This window comes from Prevotella sp. P4-67 (assembly GCF_002251325.1).
Lineage (GTDB): Bacteria > Bacteroidota > Bacteroidia > Bacteroidales > Bacteroidaceae > Prevotella.
In genome coordinates this window covers 1-19901 of sequence record NZ_NPJL01000055.1, presented here as the reverse complement: position 1 = coordinate 19901, position 19901 = coordinate 1, and the positions used below count along the sequence as shown (strand labels likewise).

Genomic DNA, 19901 nt, shown 5'->3' with positions numbered 1-19901 from the left:
GGCATTTGCCATCGGCCTGCTGATTTATCTGCTGCGGTAACGCCTTCGGCTAATCGCAACACTTACAGCGTTGCTACCCTTTTTTGTATCAATACCCAGGGTAGAGGTGCTTCGCCCCTCAACCCTGGGCTGTGAAATCGCAACTCCTACAGAGTTGCCGGAAGGAAGCCCCATCCTGGCCTTCCCCAAGGGGAAGGAACACAATGTCAATGGATTCGTTTATGAATGGACATTTGTTCTCTCTTGATGATTATGCCTCGCCAATCTCCACTCTTTACCTTTCCGCGACGTATAGCATAACGCCAGTGACCTTCGGTTCAGCGTTGCCGTAGGATATAAACACGCCAATGAACCCTATTTCGGCCCTCATCAAGGGGGTGGGGAGGAGAGTAAAATCATTGGTATATAATTGGTTTGCGCTCTCTCCCCTTGGGGAGAGCTGGAGAGGGGCTTTTGGAGAGCTGGAGAGGGGCTTTTGGAGAGCTGGAGAGGGGCTTTCGTGCTTATGGTTACAACCTACACAATAATCTCCCTGTACACCTCCATCATCGCGGTGCCCATGACCTCGACCGAGAACCGGGTCTCTATGAGATGGCGGGCGTTGCGGCCCATCGTCTCCAGTTCGGCTGACGAGAGGGCTACGAAGCGGGTGATGGCGTTGGCCAACGGACTGGCTCCCACCTCGATGCAGGTGCCGCTGGCGGTAGCGTCGAGCTGCTCCCAAGGCGTGGTGTTGGTGGTGATGACCGGGGTGCCCGATGCCAGCGCCTCGGCTATGGTCAGCCCGAAATTCTCAGTAAACGACGGCTGTACCACGAAGTCGGCCTCGCGCAGCAACTGCCACTTGCGGTCGCCATACGCCCCGCCGATATAGCTAACGCAGCTGGCCAGATGTCTGTCGGCAATCGCCTGCCGGAGCCGGTGTATGTCGTCGGGAGCACCCTCGCCGGCGATGACCACCCTGTAGCCGTTGAGCTGACTCTGCACACTCGCCACCGCCTCGAGCAGATGCCAGATGCCCTTGACCTGATGTATGCGACCCAGAAACAGCATCGTGTGCGACTTCTCCCAGCTGGTCTTCATCGTCACCCGAGTGATGTCTATTCCCGAGGGCACCACGGCGATATGGTCGTTGAAGCCCAACTGCCGCAGATGACGCGCCTCGCGGTCGGCTGTGGCCACCAGTACATCGGCGCTGCGCAGTGCCCGTGCCTGATAGAGATGCAGCGCGGGCCACTTGCGTGTCCAGTAATGCCGGTTCATAATCCACGGCTCGAGCATGCCGTGGGTGGTGAGCGCCACGGGCAGATGCAGCGACCGCGCCACACCCACTACGGCAGCACAGGCAGGCATCCAGCAGCAGTTGACATGCACCACTTGGGGCGCTATCGTTTCGAGCAGCGTCCTGACCTGTCGGGTCCACGCCCAGTGCCACGGCCTGTAGGGCGGCAGATAGTGCAGCGTGCAGTGGTCTATCGCCAGAGGGTTGGACGTGCGGTGGGTGAGGATGTGCAGCTGAGCCTTCGTGCCCAGCGCCTTGGCCATGAGCTGCATGTAGGTGGCGGTGCCACCCGAGCGCTGGTCGATGTCGGGTATGTAGTGGACGATGATCATGAAGGGCTGTGGGATGGGGTGGGGGTTAATGGTTGTGGTCGCCCTCCTTGTCGGCAAGATACTGGGCAAAGAGGCGCGCGGCACTCTCTACCTTGGCGGCGCAAGGGCGCTTCTTGTAGTACTCGGCGGTGCGCTCAGAGGCTACATAGGACGAGTGGGCACGCTCGTAGCCATTGAGCCCCAGCAGCTCGGCACAGATGATGGAACCGTTCTGCTGGCGCGAACGCTCGAGCAGCTGCTGTACCACGCGGTAGCATGCCGACTTGCCTTCGCGGTCGCTGCCCTCGGTCTGTCCGCAGTCGAGTCCCACGAGGATGACCAGAGCCGACACGGCGCCACACATCATGCGCATGCGGCCCACGCCACCGCCAAAACCGGCGGCTATGCGCTTGGCCATCGTGTCGTCGAGTCCGTAGAGGTCGGCAAAGGCAGCCACCACCGACTGGCAGCATCCGTAGCCCTGCATGAAGTTGTCTACCGCCTGCTCTACACGTGCGCTGAGCTGGGGAGGGAGAGTGATATTGTCGTGCATGATGATGGGTTATTCGTTGTAGAAAGTGGTAAATACCTTGACGCAATACTCGTGGTCGGCCACGCTTCCCGTCTCGCGGCAGCTGTGCATGGCCAGGATGGCGTTGCCCATGTCAACCCCTCGCAAGGGTATCGACGAGGCCAGAATGTTGCCCAGCGTGCTTCCGCCCGCCACCTCGCTGTGGTTGACAAAGCGCTGGCAGGGTACACCCGCCTTGCGGCACAGCTCGGCAAAGACTGCCGCTGTGACGGCGTCGCTGGCATACTTCTGGGCGGCATTGAACTTGATGACCGGACCACCGCCCAGCATGGGGTGGTTGGTGGGGTCGTACTTCTCGGCATAGTTGGGGTGGAAGGCGTGGGCATTGTCGGCCGAAATCATGAACGCCCGCTCTACCGCCTGGTAGTAAGCCTCTGCGGTGCCGCTCTGTGCCAGCGCTATACGCTGTAGCAGATAGGACAGGAACGGACTGCCGGCGCCCTGCTTGGTCTGCGACCCCGTCTCCTCGTTGTCAAAGATGGCGAGCACCTGCGTGGTGTCACTGTCGTGGGCAGCAGTGAGCGCTTCAAGACCAGCGTAGCACATGGAGAGGTCGTCGAGACGCCCCGAGGATATCAGCTCGTTGTGGGCACCGAAGGTGCATGCCGGCGTGGTGTCGGCGAGATAGAGGTCGAAGTCGATGATGTCGTCGCGGGTCACCGTGGCGGTGCGGTTGAGCTCTTCGACGATGAGGTTGATGAGCATATTGCCGCGCTCCAGCTCATCGTTGACGAAGCCGAGGATGGGCAGCATGTCTTTCTGCCGGTTGAGCTTGACGCCGTCGTTGACCTGGCGGTTGAAGTGGATGGCGAGGTTGCTGATCTGCATCAGCGGGCGGCGGATGTGTATCAGATGGGTGACGGGCGAGAGGGCGTCTGCGCCGCGCGTAATCACCCTTCCGGCGATGGTGAGCGGACGGTCCATCCATGTAGAGAGGATAGGGCCTCCGTAGACCTCGGTATTGAGCCTTACGATGCCGCCCTCGCCCGTCATCTCGGCGTTGGGCTTGATGCGGAAGGTAGGCGAGTCGCTATGGGCGCATATCATGTGGAAACCCTGGTCGGCAAGAGGCTTGCGACCTATGCGGAAGGCGTAGATGGAAGAGTCGTTCTTGGTGACGAAGAAGCGGTCGCCGGCGCTCACGTGGCCCAGAGGGCTGGCGGCGTCGATGCGGCGGAAACCGTGGGTTTCCAACTCATGGGTGATGTTGCGCACCGCAAGAAAGTTGACGGGCGATGCGTCCAGAAAGTGTAAGAGTCGTTGTATCATAGTTGTCATTATATATAATAATAGGTATAGGACGGACAGCGCAAACATACGCGCCCGATGCAAATGTACTAAAAAAATGGCCGTCGGTAACGAAAAAAGCAAAAAATGTAACTCCGTTTGTCAATAAAAGTGTAATTTTACCAAATGAATCAGTGCTCGTCGGGACAGACAGGGCACTTCTACCTTAAAATAACAATTACTCAAATCATAACAGACATGTTAGTATTAGCTACATTAATCTCCCTCTGTCTGGGAGGGTCAGAACTGACCAAGGCAGACGACCATCTCTCCGTGTGGTATGACCGCCCCGTAGAAATCTCCGTGCCCCAGGGCGTCAGCACTGTGCCGGCGAAGATTAACTATTCGGGTGCCAAGGGTGCCGCCAAGGACAGTCAGTCTAAAGACAATCTGCGACAGTATGTGCGCAAGGGCGAGAAAGCCCGCGAACTGCAGGGCTCGGTGTGGGAAAACTATGCCTTCCCTATGGGCAACAGCAGCCTGGGCGCCATGGTGCTCCAGTCGCCGGCTGTCGACGCCATACTGCTCAACGAGAAAAGCCTCTGGAAGGGAGGCCCCGCCTCGGGTAGCGGACCAGCCAACTACTGGCGTGCCGACCCCCACTCAGCGCGTTTCCTGCCCGATATCCGTCAGGCGTTCCTCGACGGCGACAGCCTGCGTGCCGACTCGCTCACCCGCCGCGCCTTCTCGGGAGCCATCGCCGACAATGGCACTGCCGACACGCTGCGCTTCGGTACCTTCACGACCATGGGCGAGATGTATGTCTCTACCGGTATTGCCAATGAAGACTGCAGCGACTTCCGTCGCAGTCTGCTGCTCGACAAGGCTGTGAGCCATACCTCGTTCAAGTATCAGGGTGCCACCTACCGCCGCACCTACTTTGTCTCCTATCCCGACCAACTCATGGTGATGCACTACGGCGCCAACCGTGGCAAGCGCCAGAACCTCGACTGGGTGTACAAGCCCAATCCCCACGCCACCGGCAGTTGGGCTACCGATGAGTATGGACTCGTCTATACCGCACATCTGAACAACAACAAGCTGCCCTACGTCATCCGCATCCAGGCCCGCGTCAAGGACGGTAGCGTGAAGTATGAGGACGGACACATCGCCGTGCGCGACGCCTCGGAGGTAGACTTCATCATCACCGCCGCCACCGGCTACAAGCCCAACTACTCGCCCGTGATCACCGACCCCTACACCTATTATGGCAAGGACGCCGGAGCCTGGGCGTTGCTCAGCATGAAGGGCGCCGCCGACAAGAAGTGGGGTCAGCTGCTGCGCCGCCATGTCGATGACTATACTCAGCTCTTCGACCGCGTGAGCATCGACCTGCGCCAGACGGCCGACAAGAAGGGCGGCATCGACATCCCCACCGACGAGCGCATAGACCGCTATCGCGAAGGCAAGGCCGATGCCTGGCTCGAGATGCTCTACTATCAGTTTGCCCGCTACCTCATCATCCAGTCGTCGCGAGGTGAGACCATGCCCATGAACCTTCAGGGTATGTGGAACCGTGGCGTCAAGGGTCCGTGGAACTGTGACTACCACAACAATATCAACATTCAGATGAACTACTGGCCCGTATGCTCTGCCAACCTGGCTGAGTGCTTCGAGCCTCTCAATGTCTATCTCCGCTCTATCTATGAGCCCGGACAGCGCACGGCAAAGGCCATGTACGACGCCCGTGGATGGACTGCCAACATCTCTACCAATATCTTCGGTTTCACCGCTCCCTCCAAGAGCGAGAGCGTGAACTGGAATCTTGCCGCCATCAATGGTCCCTGGCTCGCTACGCATGTGTGGGACTACTACGAATATACCCTCGACCGCGATTATCTGAAGCAGACGGCTTATCCGTTGCTCAAGTCGAGCGCGCAGTTTGTGTGCGACTATCTCTGGCTCCAGCCCAGCGGACTCTACACCGCAGCCCCGTCGACCTCGCCCGAACATGGCCCTGTGGACAAGGGTGCTACCTTTGCCAATGCCGTAGCGCGCCAGTTGCTCACCGACGCCATCAGCGCCTCACGCGTATTGGGCGTAGACAGCACCGACCGTCAGGAGTGGCTGCAGGTGAGAGACAAGATAGAGCCTTACCGCATCGGCAGATATGGTCAGCTGATGGAGTGGTCGCGTGACATCGACAATCCCAAGGACGACCACCGCCACACCAACCACCTCTTCGGCCTCTTCCCCGGTCACGACATCTCTGTCAAGGCTACCCCCGAACTGGCTGAGGCTGCCCGTGTGGTGCTCGACCATCGCGGCGACTTCTCCACCGGCTGGAGTATGGGTTGGAAGCTCAACCTCTGGGCGCACCTGCGTGACGGCAACCGCTCCTATGCCCTCTTGCAGAACCTGCTGCGTACGGGCACGCTCTACAACCTTTGGGATACGCACCCGCCTTATCAGATTGACGGCAACCTGGGTGGCCTCTCGGGTATGAACGAGATGCTGCTGCAGAGCGAGGGTCGCACCATCACCCTGCTCCCCGCCTGTCCGCAGGCCTGGGACAAGGGTAGCGTCAAGGGACTCCGCGCCCGTGGCAACGTGACCGTCGATATCGACTGGACTCTCAGCGCCAACAGCCTCGCTGCCACCCTCTCTTCTCCTACTGGCGGCACCTTCGACATCGTTTTCGGCGACCGTCAGCAGACCGTTCAGCTGCCACAAGGCAAGAAGGTCAGCGTGAAGTTCTGATTGATGGCGGCGCCAGCCACGTGCAATTTTATGAAGATAGCCAAACAGTTTGAAGTAGATGTAACAGACCTTCCCAGGGAAGATAATTAGACTGATAAAATGACAACAAACAATAAAGACAACAAACTCTCAATAGAGAGCAGCGATTATGCCGAATTGCTGCGACATGCTGTCGCAGTAATTGAACAGGCACGGACAGAAATAGCCCGACACATCAATGGCTATGTGTCTACTGCCTATTGGGAGATTGGTCAAATGCTTCATGAACGCAAGATTGAAAGTGGGTATGGTGACAGCGTTGTAAGACGGTTATCAGCAGACCTGAAAGAACGATATCCGAAGATGGGTGTTTCGCCACGAAATCTGTGGTATATGAAAAAGTTCTATGAGCGTTACGCTGGGCATGATGAAAAAGTGCTACGCTCCGTTGCACTTTTGCCTTGGTCGCACAATCTGCTGTTGTTGAGCAAGGGACTGGATGATGAGACCACGCTATATTATGCGCAGGAAACCGTAACTAAAGGTTGGAATCGCGACTTGTTGCTCAATGCCATTAAACTCAAAATGTATGAGACAAAGGCATTGGTACAAGTAGACAACAATTTCGACCGCACTCTTCCTGCCGAACAAGCGCAGTATGCTAACGAGGTGTTTAGCAGCAGCTACAATCTCGGCTTCTTAGGAGTGACAAGCCCCCTTTTGGAACTTGAACTTGAAGACCGCCTTGTAAAAGCTATTACCCGTTTCCTTATGGAACTCGGCAGTGGTTTTACATTCATCGGAAACCAGCATGTGCTGGAATACAATGGCAAAGAAAGTAAGGTAGATATGCTGTTTTTCCACCGTGGACTACGCTGCCTTGTTGCTGTTGACTTGAAGATAGGTGCTTTCAAACCAGAGTATGCAGGTAAGATGAACTATTATCTGTCTCTGCTTGACCGCCTTGAACGTGGTGCAGACGAGAACCGTTCCATAGGTATCATACTTTGTGCGGAGAAAGACCGGGTAGAGGTGGAACTGGCACTTGAAGATATGGGAAAGCCTATCGGAGTGGCAGATTATCAGCTGATAGTACCGAAAGAGAAATTACAGAAAGTCCTTGCTGACGAGATAAAGGCGTTTGGTGAGGAAAAAGAAAACAAAGAATTATTATAAGCATCTAAAGAATATTGTAAGTCTCAATAGTAGTTATCAAGTATGTCTATATGGGATAGAATATTAGGAAACAGAGATGTTGACAGGTCCGTGTCGGCCTACCAGCAGGATGTTGCTCATGACCGCAAAGCCTCACATCTGGCTTTTGTGGATATAGAGTACAGTTTGCGTGACAAGAAGATACATGATATAGGCGCATTGAAGTATGACGATGCGATGTTTCATGAGACTTCCAAAGACAAGCTGCTGGAGTTTTTGAATGGCATCGATTATTTATGTGGACATAACATAGTCAATCATGATGCCAAACACCTTTTTGGTAACCAAAAGCACCAGTGGCTGTTGGTCGACACGCTGTACATGTCGCCTCTGCTGTTTCCTGAATATCCCTATCATAAGTTGGTCAAAGACGACAAACTGATAACAGAACAGCTCAACAATCCTATAAATGACTGCAAAAAAGCTCACAGTCTGTTGATGGATGAGATTGAGCGTTGGCATTCTTTTTCTGACGACAAGAAGACGGTTTATGCTTCTCTACTCTATGGTATCGCCGAATATAGAGGATTTCTCAGTATGGTCGGGGCCATTCCTGTCGAAAGCGGACAAATCGGTATTCTTATTAGAAAGGCATATAAAGGCAAAATATGTCAGCATGCAGAACTTGATAATTTCATCCGTCAATATCCCTGTGGACTGGCTTATGCCCTTGCCCTTATAGATACGACACATCCCAACTCGATAACACCGAGGTGGGTTGTTGTCAATTTCCCTGAAGTGGAGTATATATTGAAGGTACTTTGCAATACCCCATGTGAAGAAGGTTGTGACTATTGCCATGGTCGATTGGACCTTCATCGCAATTTGAAAGACTACTTTGGGTATGACCAATTCCGTACCTATGCCAACGAACCTTTGCAAGAGAAAGCTGCCCGGGCTGCTGTGCATGGTAAATCGCTGCTTGCCATTTTTCCTACAGGCGGTGGCAAGTCGCTCACATTCCAGCTGCCAGCCCTGATGGCGGGGCGTACAATCCACTCGCTGACCGTAGTGATTTCTCCTTTACAGTCTTTGATGAAAGATCAGGTCGACAACTTGGCAGATAGAGGTATAGCTGATGCAGTTACCATAAATGGGTTGTTGGATCCCATATCACGCTCATTGGCTATACAGCGTGTACAGAACGGCGAAGCCTCTTTATTGTATATCGCGCCAGAGATGCTTCGTTCGAAGACCATTGAGCGAATACTGACGGCACGTCATATAGAACGGTTTGTTATAGATGAGGCTCATTGCTTCTCTTCCTGGGGCCAGGACTTTAGAGTAGACTATCTGTATATAGGCAAGTTTATACGCAATTATCAGAAAAGCAAACAGTGTAAGTATCCCATACCTGTCTCTTGCTTTACGGCCACTGCCAAACAGAAAGTGATACAAGATATCTGTGATTATTTTAAGAATGAACTGGATATCGACCTCGAACTGTTTGCCTCCTCTGCATCGCGTACGAATCTCCGTTATTCTGTTGTTCATGCAGATACAGATGAAGATAAATATAATAAATTGAGGGCATTGATAGCAGAGTCTGACTGCCCCGCAATTGTATATGTCTCGCGAACCAAGCGCACTAAAGACTTGGCAGACAAACTGACCCGTGATGGATTTAGGGCTCTGCCTTTTAATGGCAAAATGAACTCAGATGAGAAAATTGCCAATCAGGAAGCATTTATGAGTGACCGTGTGCGCGTGATTGTGGCTACATCTGCGTTTGGTATGGGAGTCGACAAGAAAGATGTTGGCTTGGTAATTCACTATGATATCTCTGATTCGCTTGAAAACTATGTACAGGAGGCGGGAAGAGCTGGGCGTGACCCGCATTTGTATGCTCGCTGCTACGTGTTGTATAGCGATGGAGATTTGGACAAGCACTTTGTGCTGCTCAATCAGACCAAACTTAGTATCAGTGAGATTCAACAGGTGTGGCGAGCGGTCAAGTATCTTACCAAACAACGCATGCGTACATGTTGCTCTGCCTTGGAGATAGCCCGCCAGGCAGGATGGGATGATTCGGTGTCAGATATAGAGACGCGTGTAAGGACTGCCCTTTCAGCCTTGGAGCAAAGTGGATATATAGAGCGAGGCAACAATGTTCCTCATGTTTATGCGACTGGAATCACGGTTAAGAATATGGACGAGGCCCGGCAACGCATTACCAATTCCCATCTCTTCTCAAGCGACGAGGTGGACAGCGTTGTGCGTATCATCAAATCGCTCATTACCCAAAAATACATTACGCGAAGCCAAGACCAGGAGGCCGAGTCTCGTATTGACTATCTGGCAGATATGTTGGGGTTGAGCAAGCGTGAGGTCATTTCCGCTGTAGAGCGCATGCGTCAAGAGGGAATATTGGCTGACAACAGAGATATCGCAGCTTATCTGCAAGATGTTGGCGAGACAGATAGAAAGTCGCACATGCTGTTGGAGAGATTTGCGCGGCTGGAAAGATACATTATTAATAGTATACCTGACAATAGTCTGCAGATCTCCTGCAAGCAGCTTAACGACAATGCCATAAATGACGGTATAACTACCTCCAAGGAGAAAGATATCCGTACTCTGCTTTATTTCCTGTCGGTTAAAGGTTATACGCACAAAAAGGAAGACGGGGCCCACAACCTCATGTTGGAGCGTTTGGCCAATATAGAGGAAACCCTAACACGTATAGACAAGCGTCTTGCCATTTGTCGCTATGCTATAGATTGGCTGTATAGATTGGCTAAAGAGCAGTCTAAGGATTCTGACGACAAGTGTGCGGTGTCTTTTTCTGTTGTGGAGTTGGTTAAGTCGATGATGTCTGGCGAACAGTCTCTTTTCAATGACTTTAAGGACCTGCAAATAGAAGAGGTGGAAGAGGCTTTGCTGTATCTGTCAAAGATAGGAGCCCTCAAACTGGAAGGAGGGTTCCTGGTATTGTATAACGCCATGGACATACGTCGTGTCAAGGATGCCAAGTTGAGATACAAGATGGAAGACTATCGTATGCTCGATGCCTTCTACAAGCAGAAAATCCAGCAAGTACATATTGTGGGCGAGTATGCCAATCTTATGGTTAAAGATTATGATGCGGCGCTGCGCTATGTACAGGATTATTTTCAGATGGACTATCGCCAGTTCATATCCAAATACTTTAAGGGTGAACGACAGGATGAAATTCAGCGCAATCTTACACCAGAAAAGTATCACCAGCTATTTGGACAATTGTCTGCCAAGCAGAGAGAGATTATAACGGACAAGGAATCACGGTGTATCGTGGTTGCTGCTGGTCCCGGCAGTGGGAAAACTCGTGTGTTGGTTCATAAATTGGCTTTCCTCCTGTTACTTGAAGATGTCAAGCACGAACAGCTTCTTATGCTCACTTTCTCTCGTGCTGCTGCTACCGAATTCAAGCAACGCCTGCTGGCCCTCATAGGCAACGCCGCCCATTTTGTTGAAATTAAGACCTTCCACTCGTATTGTTTTGACTTGCTCGGACGAGTAGGCAATCTGGATGAGGCCAATAATGTGGTGGCTACTGCTGCAGAGATGATAACGAGTGGTGATGTGGAGCCATCCAAGATAGGCAAGACGGTCTTGGTCATTGATGAGGCGCAGGATATGGGCCCCGACGATTTTGCCTTGGTCAAGGCTCTTGTCGAAAACTTCGAGGATATGAGAGTCATTGCTGTCGGTGATGATGACCAGAATATCTTTGAGTTCAGAGGGGCTAATTCTGAGTATATGCGTCAATTGTCTATGTTGCCTGGTGGGCGTATGGTCGAAATGACCGAGAATTACCGCAGTGCGCGCCAGATAGTCAATGTTGCCAACAGGTTTGTCCGCAATATCAATTGTCGTATGAAGCAGACTCCTATTATATCCATGCAAGAGAATGAGGGGTGGGTAGGAGTAGTGCATTACTGTTCCAAGTATATTTATCAGCCCTTGGCTGATGATTTGATATCCCATTTGGGAAATGGCTCCACGTGCGTCCTTACACAAACCAATGAGGAGGCTGTAATCATGGTTGCCTTATTGCGTAAACGAGGCGTCTCCTGCGAACTGATACAGTCGTTGGAAGGATTTCGCATGTGGAATTTGGCAGAGATGAGGTATTTCTTGAGGCAGATAAGCAACAATTCACATACGCCGATGGTGAGTGATGACATTTGGGAAATGGCCAAGCGAAAAACGTTTGACAAATATGCCAAGAGTCAAAGCCTTGTATATGTGCGGCAATGCATCAGCCTCTTTGAGCAAACCAATAAAAGCAAATACTTGACAGACTTTAGAGAGTTCGTCTTTGAGTCTTCCGTAGAGGATTTTTGTGATATCTCCCACTCTAAGGTTGTTGTTTCTACGATACATAAGGCTAAGGGCAGGGAGTTTGATGATGTCTATATGCTTATAAATGGTACCCATAAGGTTAATGATGACCTTATGCGGCGTTATTATGTAGCGATGACAAGAGCCAAGAAGAAGCTCTTTATCCACACTACTACCAATATGTTTACCGGCATCGGTGCCAGCCGTATAGAGTTTAATCAGGAGGATTATCCTATGCCTGAAGAAGTGGTATTGCAACTGTCACACAAGGACGTAAATTTAGGTTTCTTCAAAAGTAAAAAGGCAGAAATACTCTCCTTGCTCAGCGGTATGGACTTGGAGTATCGGGATGGGATGTTGTTTGACCTGTCCCACAGGTGTATGGCAAAGCTATCGGTAGCTATGATGGCCAAATTGGCCGAATGGAATGAAAAGGGTTATAATGTCAAGGGCGCGTCTGTCCGCTTCATAGTGGCGTGGAAACCTAAGGATGCGCCAAAGGAAGAGAGCGAAACCGCTGTCTTGTTGGCAGATTTATATCTTGTCCGTAACTGATATATTATGCTGATATACATCAAGCAGGGCTGGGTTCCTCGTTCGGAACCCAGCCCTGCTGGCGTATGGGGGTCTGCCGTGCTTGGGCAGACTGTCGATGGCTTGATGGCCTTTGTCGGTCTACTCTACAGTGAGCACTCCGCGCAGGGGGAGATTGTCTGACGAACCGCCGACCATGATGTCGAAGTCGCCGGGTTCTACCACACTCTTCATATTGCGGTCTATGATGGCGAGGTCTTCGGCGGTGAGGATGAATTCCACCTTGCGGGTCTCACCCTTGGCTATAGACAGACGGTCAAACTTCTTGAGTTGCAACAGCGGCTGCGACACCGACGCCACCTGGTCGTGGATGTAGAGCTGAGCCACTTCCTCGCCGTCGCGCTCACCTACGTTCTTGACATCGAAGGTGACGCTGTAGGCATCGCCCTTCTTGGCGATGGCGAGGTTGCTGTAGGCAAACTGCGTATAGCTTAGGCCATAGCCGAAGGCATAGAGTGGCGCTGCCGACATTTCCACGTAGTTGTGGGGCTTGGGAGCGCGCTTGTTGTAATATACAGGAAGCTGACCCACGTTGGCAGCTACCGAAATGGGCAGACGGCCGGCGGGATTGTAGTCGCCGAAGAGCACGTCGGCCACGGCGGTACCACCCTCCTGACCGGGATAGTAGGCGGTGAGCAGCGCGTCGGCATTGGCGGCAGCCCACGACTTGTCCATAGGACGACCCTCGATATAGATGACCACCATGGGTTTGCCTGTCTTGCGCAGCGATTGGAGCAGCTCCATCTGGCGACCCAGCAGCGAGAGCGTGGCGCGGTCGTAGCCTTCGCCGCAGTCCATGTCGCTTACCGACTTGACATCGGCCTCGGCAGCACCGGTAGCCTTGTAGCTCGTCTTGAAGTCGCGGGCACTCGAGCCACCCACAACTGCCACCACCACATCAGCGCGGCGGGCAGCTTCTACGGCAGCCTCGATGTTGCAGTTGTTGGTGTCGCGCACGGCACAGCCCTTGACATATTCCACCTGACCCTCGCCTATCTTGGCCTTGATGCCCGCCAGCACGGTCTTCACCTTTCCGTCGGGTTGAGGCGAGGTATAGTCGCCCAACATATTATATGCGTTGTCGGCGTTGGGGCCTACCACTGCCACGCGCATATCGCGGCGCAGCGGCAGCGTATTGTCCTTGTTCTTGAGCAGCGTCACCAGTTTGCGGGCGGCGTCGAGAGCCACGGCGGCATTGTCGGCACAGCCCACTTCGGCCGCTGCCTTGACGTCGACATAAGGATGCTCGAAGAGGCCCATCTCAAACTTGAGCCTCAGGATGCGGCCACAAGCCTGGTCTATCTCCTTCTCGCTCAGTTTGCCATCCTTGACGGCGGCGATGAGCTGTGCGTAAGCCTTGCCACCCAGGTCTTCGTCCACTCCGGCACGCAGCGCCATCACGCCAGCCTCCTGCAGGTCGCGCGCCACATGGTGGGTCTCCCAGATGCCGTCGATGCTGTAGAGGTCGGAAACGACAAAGCCACGGAAGCCCCATCGGCGGCGCAGGATGTCATTGTAGAGCTCGCCGCTGGCTGTCGAGGGGATGCCGTCGAGAGAGTTGTAGGATGTCATGACCGAGAGGGCGCCGGCGTCGACAGCCTTCTTGAACGGGGGGAAGAAGGTCTGCAGCAGGTCACGCTCGCCCACGATAGAGGGGTTGCCGTTCTGGCCGCCCTCAGTGGTGCCATAGGCGATGAAGTGCTTCAGCGTGGCGAGGGTGGCGTAGGGGGCCGACAGTTTGCCGCCTCCCAGTCCGCGCACGATGGCTGCGCCCATCTCGCCCGTCAGCACGGGGTCTTCGCCATAGCTCTCCTCGACGCGCGACCAGCGTGGGTCGCGCGAGATGTCGAGCACGGGGCCGTAGCTGATGTGTGCGCCCTGCAGACGCACCTCCTTGGCGGTGACGCGGGCGGCAGCCTCGGCTGTGGCTGTCGACCATGTGGCAGCCATACCCAGTCCGGTGGGAAATACGGTGGTGCCTATCGCCATGTGGCCGTGGGGTGCCTCTTCGGCGAGGAAGAGTGGGATGCCCAGACGGGTGTGCTCTATCACGTAGCGCTGCAGTGCGTTGCCCGCCTTGGCTGCCAGCGTGGGCGTGAGTCCGGTGGCGAGCGACTTGCGTGTCCAGGGACAGGCGCGGTAGGTGGCCCACAGCATGCCGATGTTGCCCTCGGCGATGTCCTTCATGAATGTGGACGAGGGCACCACCTTGTTGCCCTTGATGTCGTAGTAGTTCCAAGCCAGGGTGCAGCGCAGCTGTCCTACCTTTTCCTCGAGCGTCATGCGCGACAGCAAGTCGCTCACGCGCTCTTCGATGGGCAGCGAGGCGTTGCGGTAGGGCAACTTCGGCTGCGCCATCATCTGGATGCCGGCCATGCAGACGATGGCTGCGGTCATAATCAATCTTTTCATATAGGTCAATATTTATTAGATGTTATCTGATAATCACTTGCTGGTAAGCTATCTTCTCACCGGCATTCACCATGCGGGTGGCACGCAGCTGCACGTAGCGGCAGTGGGTGGGAGTGAAGAATACTTCCTGCATCACGGGGTTGTTGCGTATGTTGGAGAACTCGCCTTCAGCCACGCGCTGCATGGCGTCTTTCTCCATACCGGCATATATCTCATAGTTGGCCACGAGTCCCTTGCGGTCGTCGCCCTGCTGGGGCAGATAGCGCAAAGAGCCTATCTCCTGCTCGCCGCCCAGGTCAAAGGTGACCACGTTGTCGCCCTCGGCGGTGGCGGTGAAGTCTACGCCCTTCACCTCTTCCTTCTTTTCCTCCGCGCCCTTGGTCTCGGGGGCGAGATAGGCAGCCACGGTGCTCAGACAGATGGGGCCGCGCATGGCGTCGAAGCTGATGCGGATCTGGCGCGTCTCAATCGTGGCAAAGCGCAGCAGACGCTTGTAGCCCACGGTGGTAGTCTCTTCGCCCACGGAGAGCGGAGCCCACTCCTTGCCCTTGAGGTAAGACACGCTGAAGCGCTGTACGCGCTGCCCCAGGGGGATATACTCCTGCAGCATCAGTCGGTTGAGGCGCGTATTGCGGGGCAGGGTGATGGTGAGTTGGGCCTTGTCGGTGCCGTCGCTGATGCTCCAGTAGGTCTCATAGTTGCCGTCGGTAAGATTGGCGGTGCCCCACTGCTTGCCACGCACATTGGAGGCCTTGATTTTGGCTTTGGCCAGCAGGTCGGTCTTAAACTCGGCGCAGATGCGCTTGTGGAAGTCCACGACACGGGCTGAGTCGATGGGGTGGATGCGTCCTTCCTTGTCCACGGGCATGTTGAGCAGGAAGGTGGCGTTGTGGCCCACGCTGCGATAGTAGAGGTCGGTGAGATAGTCTACCGTCTTCACCTTACTGTCCTCGCTCTCGTGGTAGAACCATCCCGGGCGTATCGACACGTCACACTCGGCAGGAGTCCATGTGTCGCCGTCGGCGTGGCCCTGCTGCAGCTCCCAGTATCGGCTGTAGCCGGGATAGACCTCGTTGCCACGCAGGAAAGACCAGTTGGTGGCGTGGGCATAGCCTTTCTCGTTGCCCACCCAGCGACAGCCGGGGCCGCCGTCGGAGAAGATGATGGCCTGGGGCTGCAGACGCTCGACCATCTTCCACGCGCGCGGGAAATTATAATAGGTGCGGCGGTCTATCGTGCGCTCTTCGCGTGCGCCGCCGTAATAGCCGTCGCCGCCGTTGGCACCGTCAAACCATATCTCGAAGATGTCGCCATACTGGGTGAGCAGTTCTTCGAGCTGTGCGTAGAAGTACTCTACATACAGGGGAGTGCCGTAGAAAGCCTGGTGACGGTCCCAGGGCGAGAGATAGACGCCAAACTTGAGGCCGTATTTCTTGCAGGCTGCCGACAGTTCGCCCACGATGTCGCCCTTGCCGTTCTTGTAGGGGGTATTGCGCACACTGTAGTCGGTGTACTTGGTGGGCCAGAGGCAGAAGCCGTCGTGGTGCTTGGCGGTGATGATGATGCCCTTCATGCCGGCGTCGTGGAGCGTCTTGGCCCACTGCTCGCAGTCGAGGCGGGTAGGGTTGAAACTCTCCAACGGGGCGTCGCCATATCCCCACTCGCGGTTGCCAAAGGTGTTGGGACCAAAGTGGATGAAGGCATAGGTCTCCATCTGCTGCCAGGCTACCTGGTGCTTGGAGGGCAGCGGCGCGATGGGCGCCGGAGCTGTCTGGGCGGCGGCCTGGACGGCCATCACGCAGCCTAACAGTGACATTACAGTCTGCTTAATACTCATAGTTATCATTGCTTATTTGGTAAATCTCTGTTCCGAGCCCAACCATTTCACCAGGATGGGCTTCACCTGCTTGCCGTTCACCTTCACGCGCACATAGATGTGGCGGTCGGCATAGTGGCTCACAGGGGCGGTGTAGCTCACCTTGAACGTGGTGCGCTCCTTGGGCTTGAGCGTTATCTTCGAGGGCATCTTCAGCACCGTGTTGTTGGGCCATCGCTCAAACTCTACGGTCATCTCCTTGTCGGTCTCGTTAGACACGCGCTGCTCCAGCCTGTAGGTGCTGCCCTCGGCGAGCGGCGGGAAGAGGTAGACCTTGAAGCCCATGTGCAGCCCTTCGCCGAAGGCGTAGGGATAGTCCTCGCCCACGGGGTGGCGGTAGGGGATGACGTTGCCCTTGATCCATACGCGGGTGAAACCCTTGTTGCCGTCGAGGTTTAACACCACCTCCTTGCTGAATTTGCCTGGGCGCGACAGCGGGTTGAACGTCACCGTCACCTTGGCGGTCTTGCCGGGCAGGATGGGGGTCTTGGTATATTCGGCGGTGGTACATCCACACCACGAGTTGACGTCGCTGATGACCACCGGCAGTATGCTGGTGTTGGTAAATGTGAAGGTATGGCTCACCTTGCCGTCTTTCTCCTTGATGGTACCGAAGTCGTGGACACGCTTGTCATACTTGAAAGAGGAGATATACTGCGGTTCCTGCTGCGCCGTGGCGGCCATCGTGAGCGCCGCCATGAAAATCAATACGAATAATTTTTTCATTTAGGTTATATTTTATTGCAAAAGTACATCTTTTCACCCTCAATGCCAAATCATTTGGCTTATATTTTATCCGTGCCAGCCAACTAAAAGAGCCACTGCTTGCGCTATAGGCAAAGCAGTGGCTCATATGTCAATGAAAATCCTCTTTCAGGGATTACTCCTGATTGTCGTTGTGACGGGGCTGACGCTGGCCGTGACCGCGGCGCTCGCCATCGCGACGAGGACGACGCTCGCGCTCTACATAGCCTTCGGGCTTCTCGAGCAGCACACGGCGTGACAGCTTGTACTTGCCGGTCTTGGGATCTATTTCGAGCAACTTGACCTTGATCTTGTCGCCTTCCTTGATGCCGGCTTCCTCTACAGTCTCCAGGCGCTTCCAGTCAATCTCGCTGATGTGCAGCAGACCGTCCTTGCCGGGCAGGATCTCTACGAAGCAGCCATAGGGCATGATAGAGCGTACGGTACCCTCGTAGACCTCGCCCACCTCGGGAATGGCCACGATAGCCTTGATCTTGGCGAGAGCGGCGTCGATAGCGTCCTTGTTGGGAGCAGATACCTGTACCTTGCCTACGCCGTCAACCTCGTCAATGGTGATGGTGGTATTGGTATCTTCCTGCATCTGCTGGATAATCTTGCCACCAGGGCCAATCACAGCACCGATAAACTCCTTGGGTATCTCGAAGGCAACGATGCGTGGAACCTGAGGCTTCATCTCGGCACGAGGCTCGGAGATGGTCTCCATCATGCAGTTGAGGATGTGCTCGCGGCCGGCCTTAGCCTGCATCAGAGCCTGTTCGAGAATCTCGAAGCTCAGACCGTCGCACTTGATGTCCATCTGAGTGGCAGTAAGACCGTCCTTGGTACCAGTGGTCTTGAAGTCCATGTCGCCCAGGTGGTCCTCATCGCCGAGGATATCGCTCAGGATGGCGTACTTGTCCTCACCGGGGTTCTTGATAAGACCCATAGCGATACCCGAAACGGGCTTCTTCATAGGCACACCGGCATCCATCAGAGCCAGCGTACCGGCACATACGGTAGCCATAGACGACGAGCCGTTAGACTCCAGAATCTGACTTACCAGACGTACGGTGTAGGGGAAGTCGGCGGGAATCATGTCCTTCAGACCGCGCCATGCCAGATGGCCGTGACCAATCTCGCGACGGCCTACACCGCGCTGAGCCTTGGCCTCACCGGTAGAGAAGGGAGGGAAGTTGTAGTGGAGCAGGAAGCGCTGATAGCCTCTCTGCAGCACGTCGTCTACCAGCTTCTCGTCGAGCTTGGTACCCAGAGTACAGGTAGAGAGCGACATGGTCTCACCGCGCTGGAAGATGGCGCTACCGTGGGGCATGGGCAGCGGAGACACTTCACACCAGATGGGGCGGATGTCGGTAGTCTTGCGACCGTCGAGACGCTTACCCTCGTCGAGGATGCAGCGGCGCATGGCATCGCGCATCACGTCGTCGTAGTAGCGTGTGGCCTCGGCATGCTTTTCCTCGAGCTCGTCGGCAGAGAGGTCGGCATGGGCGGCGTCATATTTCTCCATAAAGTCGGCGATAATCTTGTCGAAGGCGTCCATACGGGCGTGCTTCTCCAGCGCCTGCTTGTTGACATCGTATACGGGGGCGTAGAGCTCGCTCTTGATCTGCTCGCGCAGCTCTTCGTCGTTGACCTCGTGGCAGTACTCGCGCTTCACGTCCTTGCCCAGTTCCTTGGACAGCTCGTCCTGCAGCTCGCACATAGGCTTGATGGCCTCGGCAGCAGCCTTGAGGGCGCCGATGAGGTCTTGCTCAGATACTTCCTTCATCTCGCCTTCCACCATCATGATGTTGTCCTTGGTGGCACCTACCATCAAGTCCATATCGGCCTCTTCCATCTGCTGGAAGGTGGGGTTGATGACAAACTCGCCGTTGATGCGGGCTACGCGAACCTCAGAGATAGTGTGCTCGAAGGGAATGTCGGAGCAGGCCATAGCGGCTGATGCGGCAAAACCGGCAAGAGCGTCGGGCTGGTCTACACCGTCGGCAGAGAGCAGCATAACCTGTACATACACTTCAGCATGGTAGTTGGAGGGGAAGAGGGGACGGAGGGCACGGTCGACCAGACGAGAGGTAAGAATCTCGTTGTCACTTGCCTTGCCTTCACGCTTGGTGAAACCGCCGGGGAAACGGCCTGCGGCACTGTACTGCTCGCGATAATCTACTTGCAAAGGCATAAAATCTGTACCCGGAACTGCGTCCTTAGCTGCACAAACAGTTGCCAAAAGCACGGTGTTGCCCATACGGAGTACTGCGGCACCGTCAGCCTGTTTTGCAACCTTTCCGGTCTCAATTGTGATGGTTCTTCCATCAGGCAATTGAACTGTTTTCGTAATTACGTTCATCTAAAAAATGTTATTGTTTTAATTTTTGCATCTAAAAATCCCTTTCTTCCTACTCGTGATGTGGTCGAAATGAGCCATTTTTAAATTTCCGTGCAAAGGTTGTACTGCCGCTTGTGTAGCGTATAGAAAAGCGCGCCGGTGATATAGGCCACTCCCTCGGCGATAAGCCATACCACTGCCGAGGTACTCACGGCATCCATCAGCGGCTTGAAGGCTGCCAGCAC

Annotated in this window: 10 protein-coding genes and 1 pseudogene; 3 read left to right on the top strand and 8 right to left on the bottom strand. The window is 54.7% G+C overall.

Translation table 11 applies throughout. The features are described 5' to 3' along the window. Window positions 1–516: 516 nt before the first annotated feature. Genes CIK92_RS08615 through CIK92_RS08605 form a run of 3 tightly spaced genes read right to left on the bottom strand, consistent with a single transcriptional unit; the run spans window position 517 to window position 3454 of the window. Complete coding sequence (locus tag CIK92_RS08615) at window positions 517–1683, bottom strand: glycosyltransferase (protein WP_144289387.1); 1167 nt, start codon at window positions 1681–1683, stop codon at window positions 517–519. Continuing rightward, the gene (locus CIK92_RS08610) at window positions 1640–2146 is read right to left on the bottom strand and encodes a C-GCAxxG-C-C family protein (RefSeq protein ID WP_094387342.1); all 507 of its coding nucleotides are present in this window, start codon (window positions 2144–2146) and stop codon (window positions 1640–1642) included. Before CIK92_RS08610 ends, CIK92_RS08615 begins: the two co-directional genes overlap by 44 nt. A 9-nt stretch (window positions 2147–2155) precedes the next feature. Continuing rightward, window positions 2156–3454 carry a M18 family aminopeptidase gene (locus CIK92_RS08605; protein WP_094388813.1) on the bottom strand — a complete coding sequence of 433 codons (1299 nt, stop codon included), beginning with the start codon at window positions 3452–3454 and terminating at the stop codon, window positions 2156–2158. Between the two features lie 216 nt (window positions 3455–3670). Between CIK92_RS08605 and CIK92_RS08600 the strand changes: the two genes are divergently transcribed. From CIK92_RS08600 to CIK92_RS08590, 3 genes are all read left to right on the top strand, one after another. Beyond that, window positions 3671–6172 (top strand): glycoside hydrolase N-terminal domain-containing protein, encoded by a 2502-nt coding sequence (locus CIK92_RS08600; RefSeq protein WP_158214768.1) that lies wholly within the window; start codon window positions 3671–3673, stop codon window positions 6170–6172. A gap of 99 nt (window positions 6173–6271) precedes the next feature. Then, complete coding sequence (locus CIK92_RS08595) at window positions 6272–7327, top strand: YhcG family protein (RefSeq protein WP_094388811.1); 1056 nt, start codon at window positions 6272–6274, stop codon at window positions 7325–7327. Window positions 7328–7369: 42 nt separating this feature from the next. After that, complete coding sequence (locus CIK92_RS08590) at window positions 7370–12244, top strand: RecQ family ATP-dependent DNA helicase (protein ID WP_094388810.1); 4875 nt, start codon at window positions 7370–7372, stop codon at window positions 12242–12244. A gap of 120 nt (window positions 12245–12364) precedes the next feature. On the opposite strand, the gene CIK92_RS08585 is transcribed toward CIK92_RS08590, so the two are convergent. From CIK92_RS08585 to CIK92_RS14065, 5 genes and pseudogenes are all read right to left on the bottom strand, one after another. Then, window positions 12365–14695, bottom strand: a complete 2331-nt coding sequence (locus CIK92_RS08585; protein ID WP_094388809.1) for a glycoside hydrolase family 3 N-terminal domain-containing protein — start codon at window positions 14693–14695, stop codon at window positions 12365–12367. Between the two features lie 22 nt (window positions 14696–14717). Further along, a complete protein-coding gene (locus CIK92_RS08580; RefSeq protein WP_254046039.1) occupies window positions 14718–16511 on the bottom strand; it encodes an alpha-L-fucosidase in 1794 nt (597 codons plus the stop codon). Window positions 16512–16544: 33 nt separating this feature from the next. Continuing rightward, window positions 16545–17297 (bottom strand): DUF1573 domain-containing protein, encoded by a 753-nt coding sequence (locus tag CIK92_RS08575; RefSeq protein ID WP_094388807.1) that lies wholly within the window; start codon window positions 17295–17297, stop codon window positions 16545–16547. A 154-nt stretch (window positions 17298–17451) separates the two neighbouring features. Beyond that, the gene (pnp, locus tag CIK92_RS08570) at window positions 17452–19677 is read right to left on the bottom strand and encodes a polyribonucleotide nucleotidyltransferase (RefSeq protein WP_022310623.1); all 2226 of its coding nucleotides are present in this window, start codon (window positions 19675–19677) and stop codon (window positions 17452–17454) included. A gap of 101 nt (window positions 19678–19778) precedes the next feature. Further along, a pseudogene (locus CIK92_RS14065) lies at window positions 19779–19901 on the bottom strand (hemolysin III family protein); the annotation flags it as partial.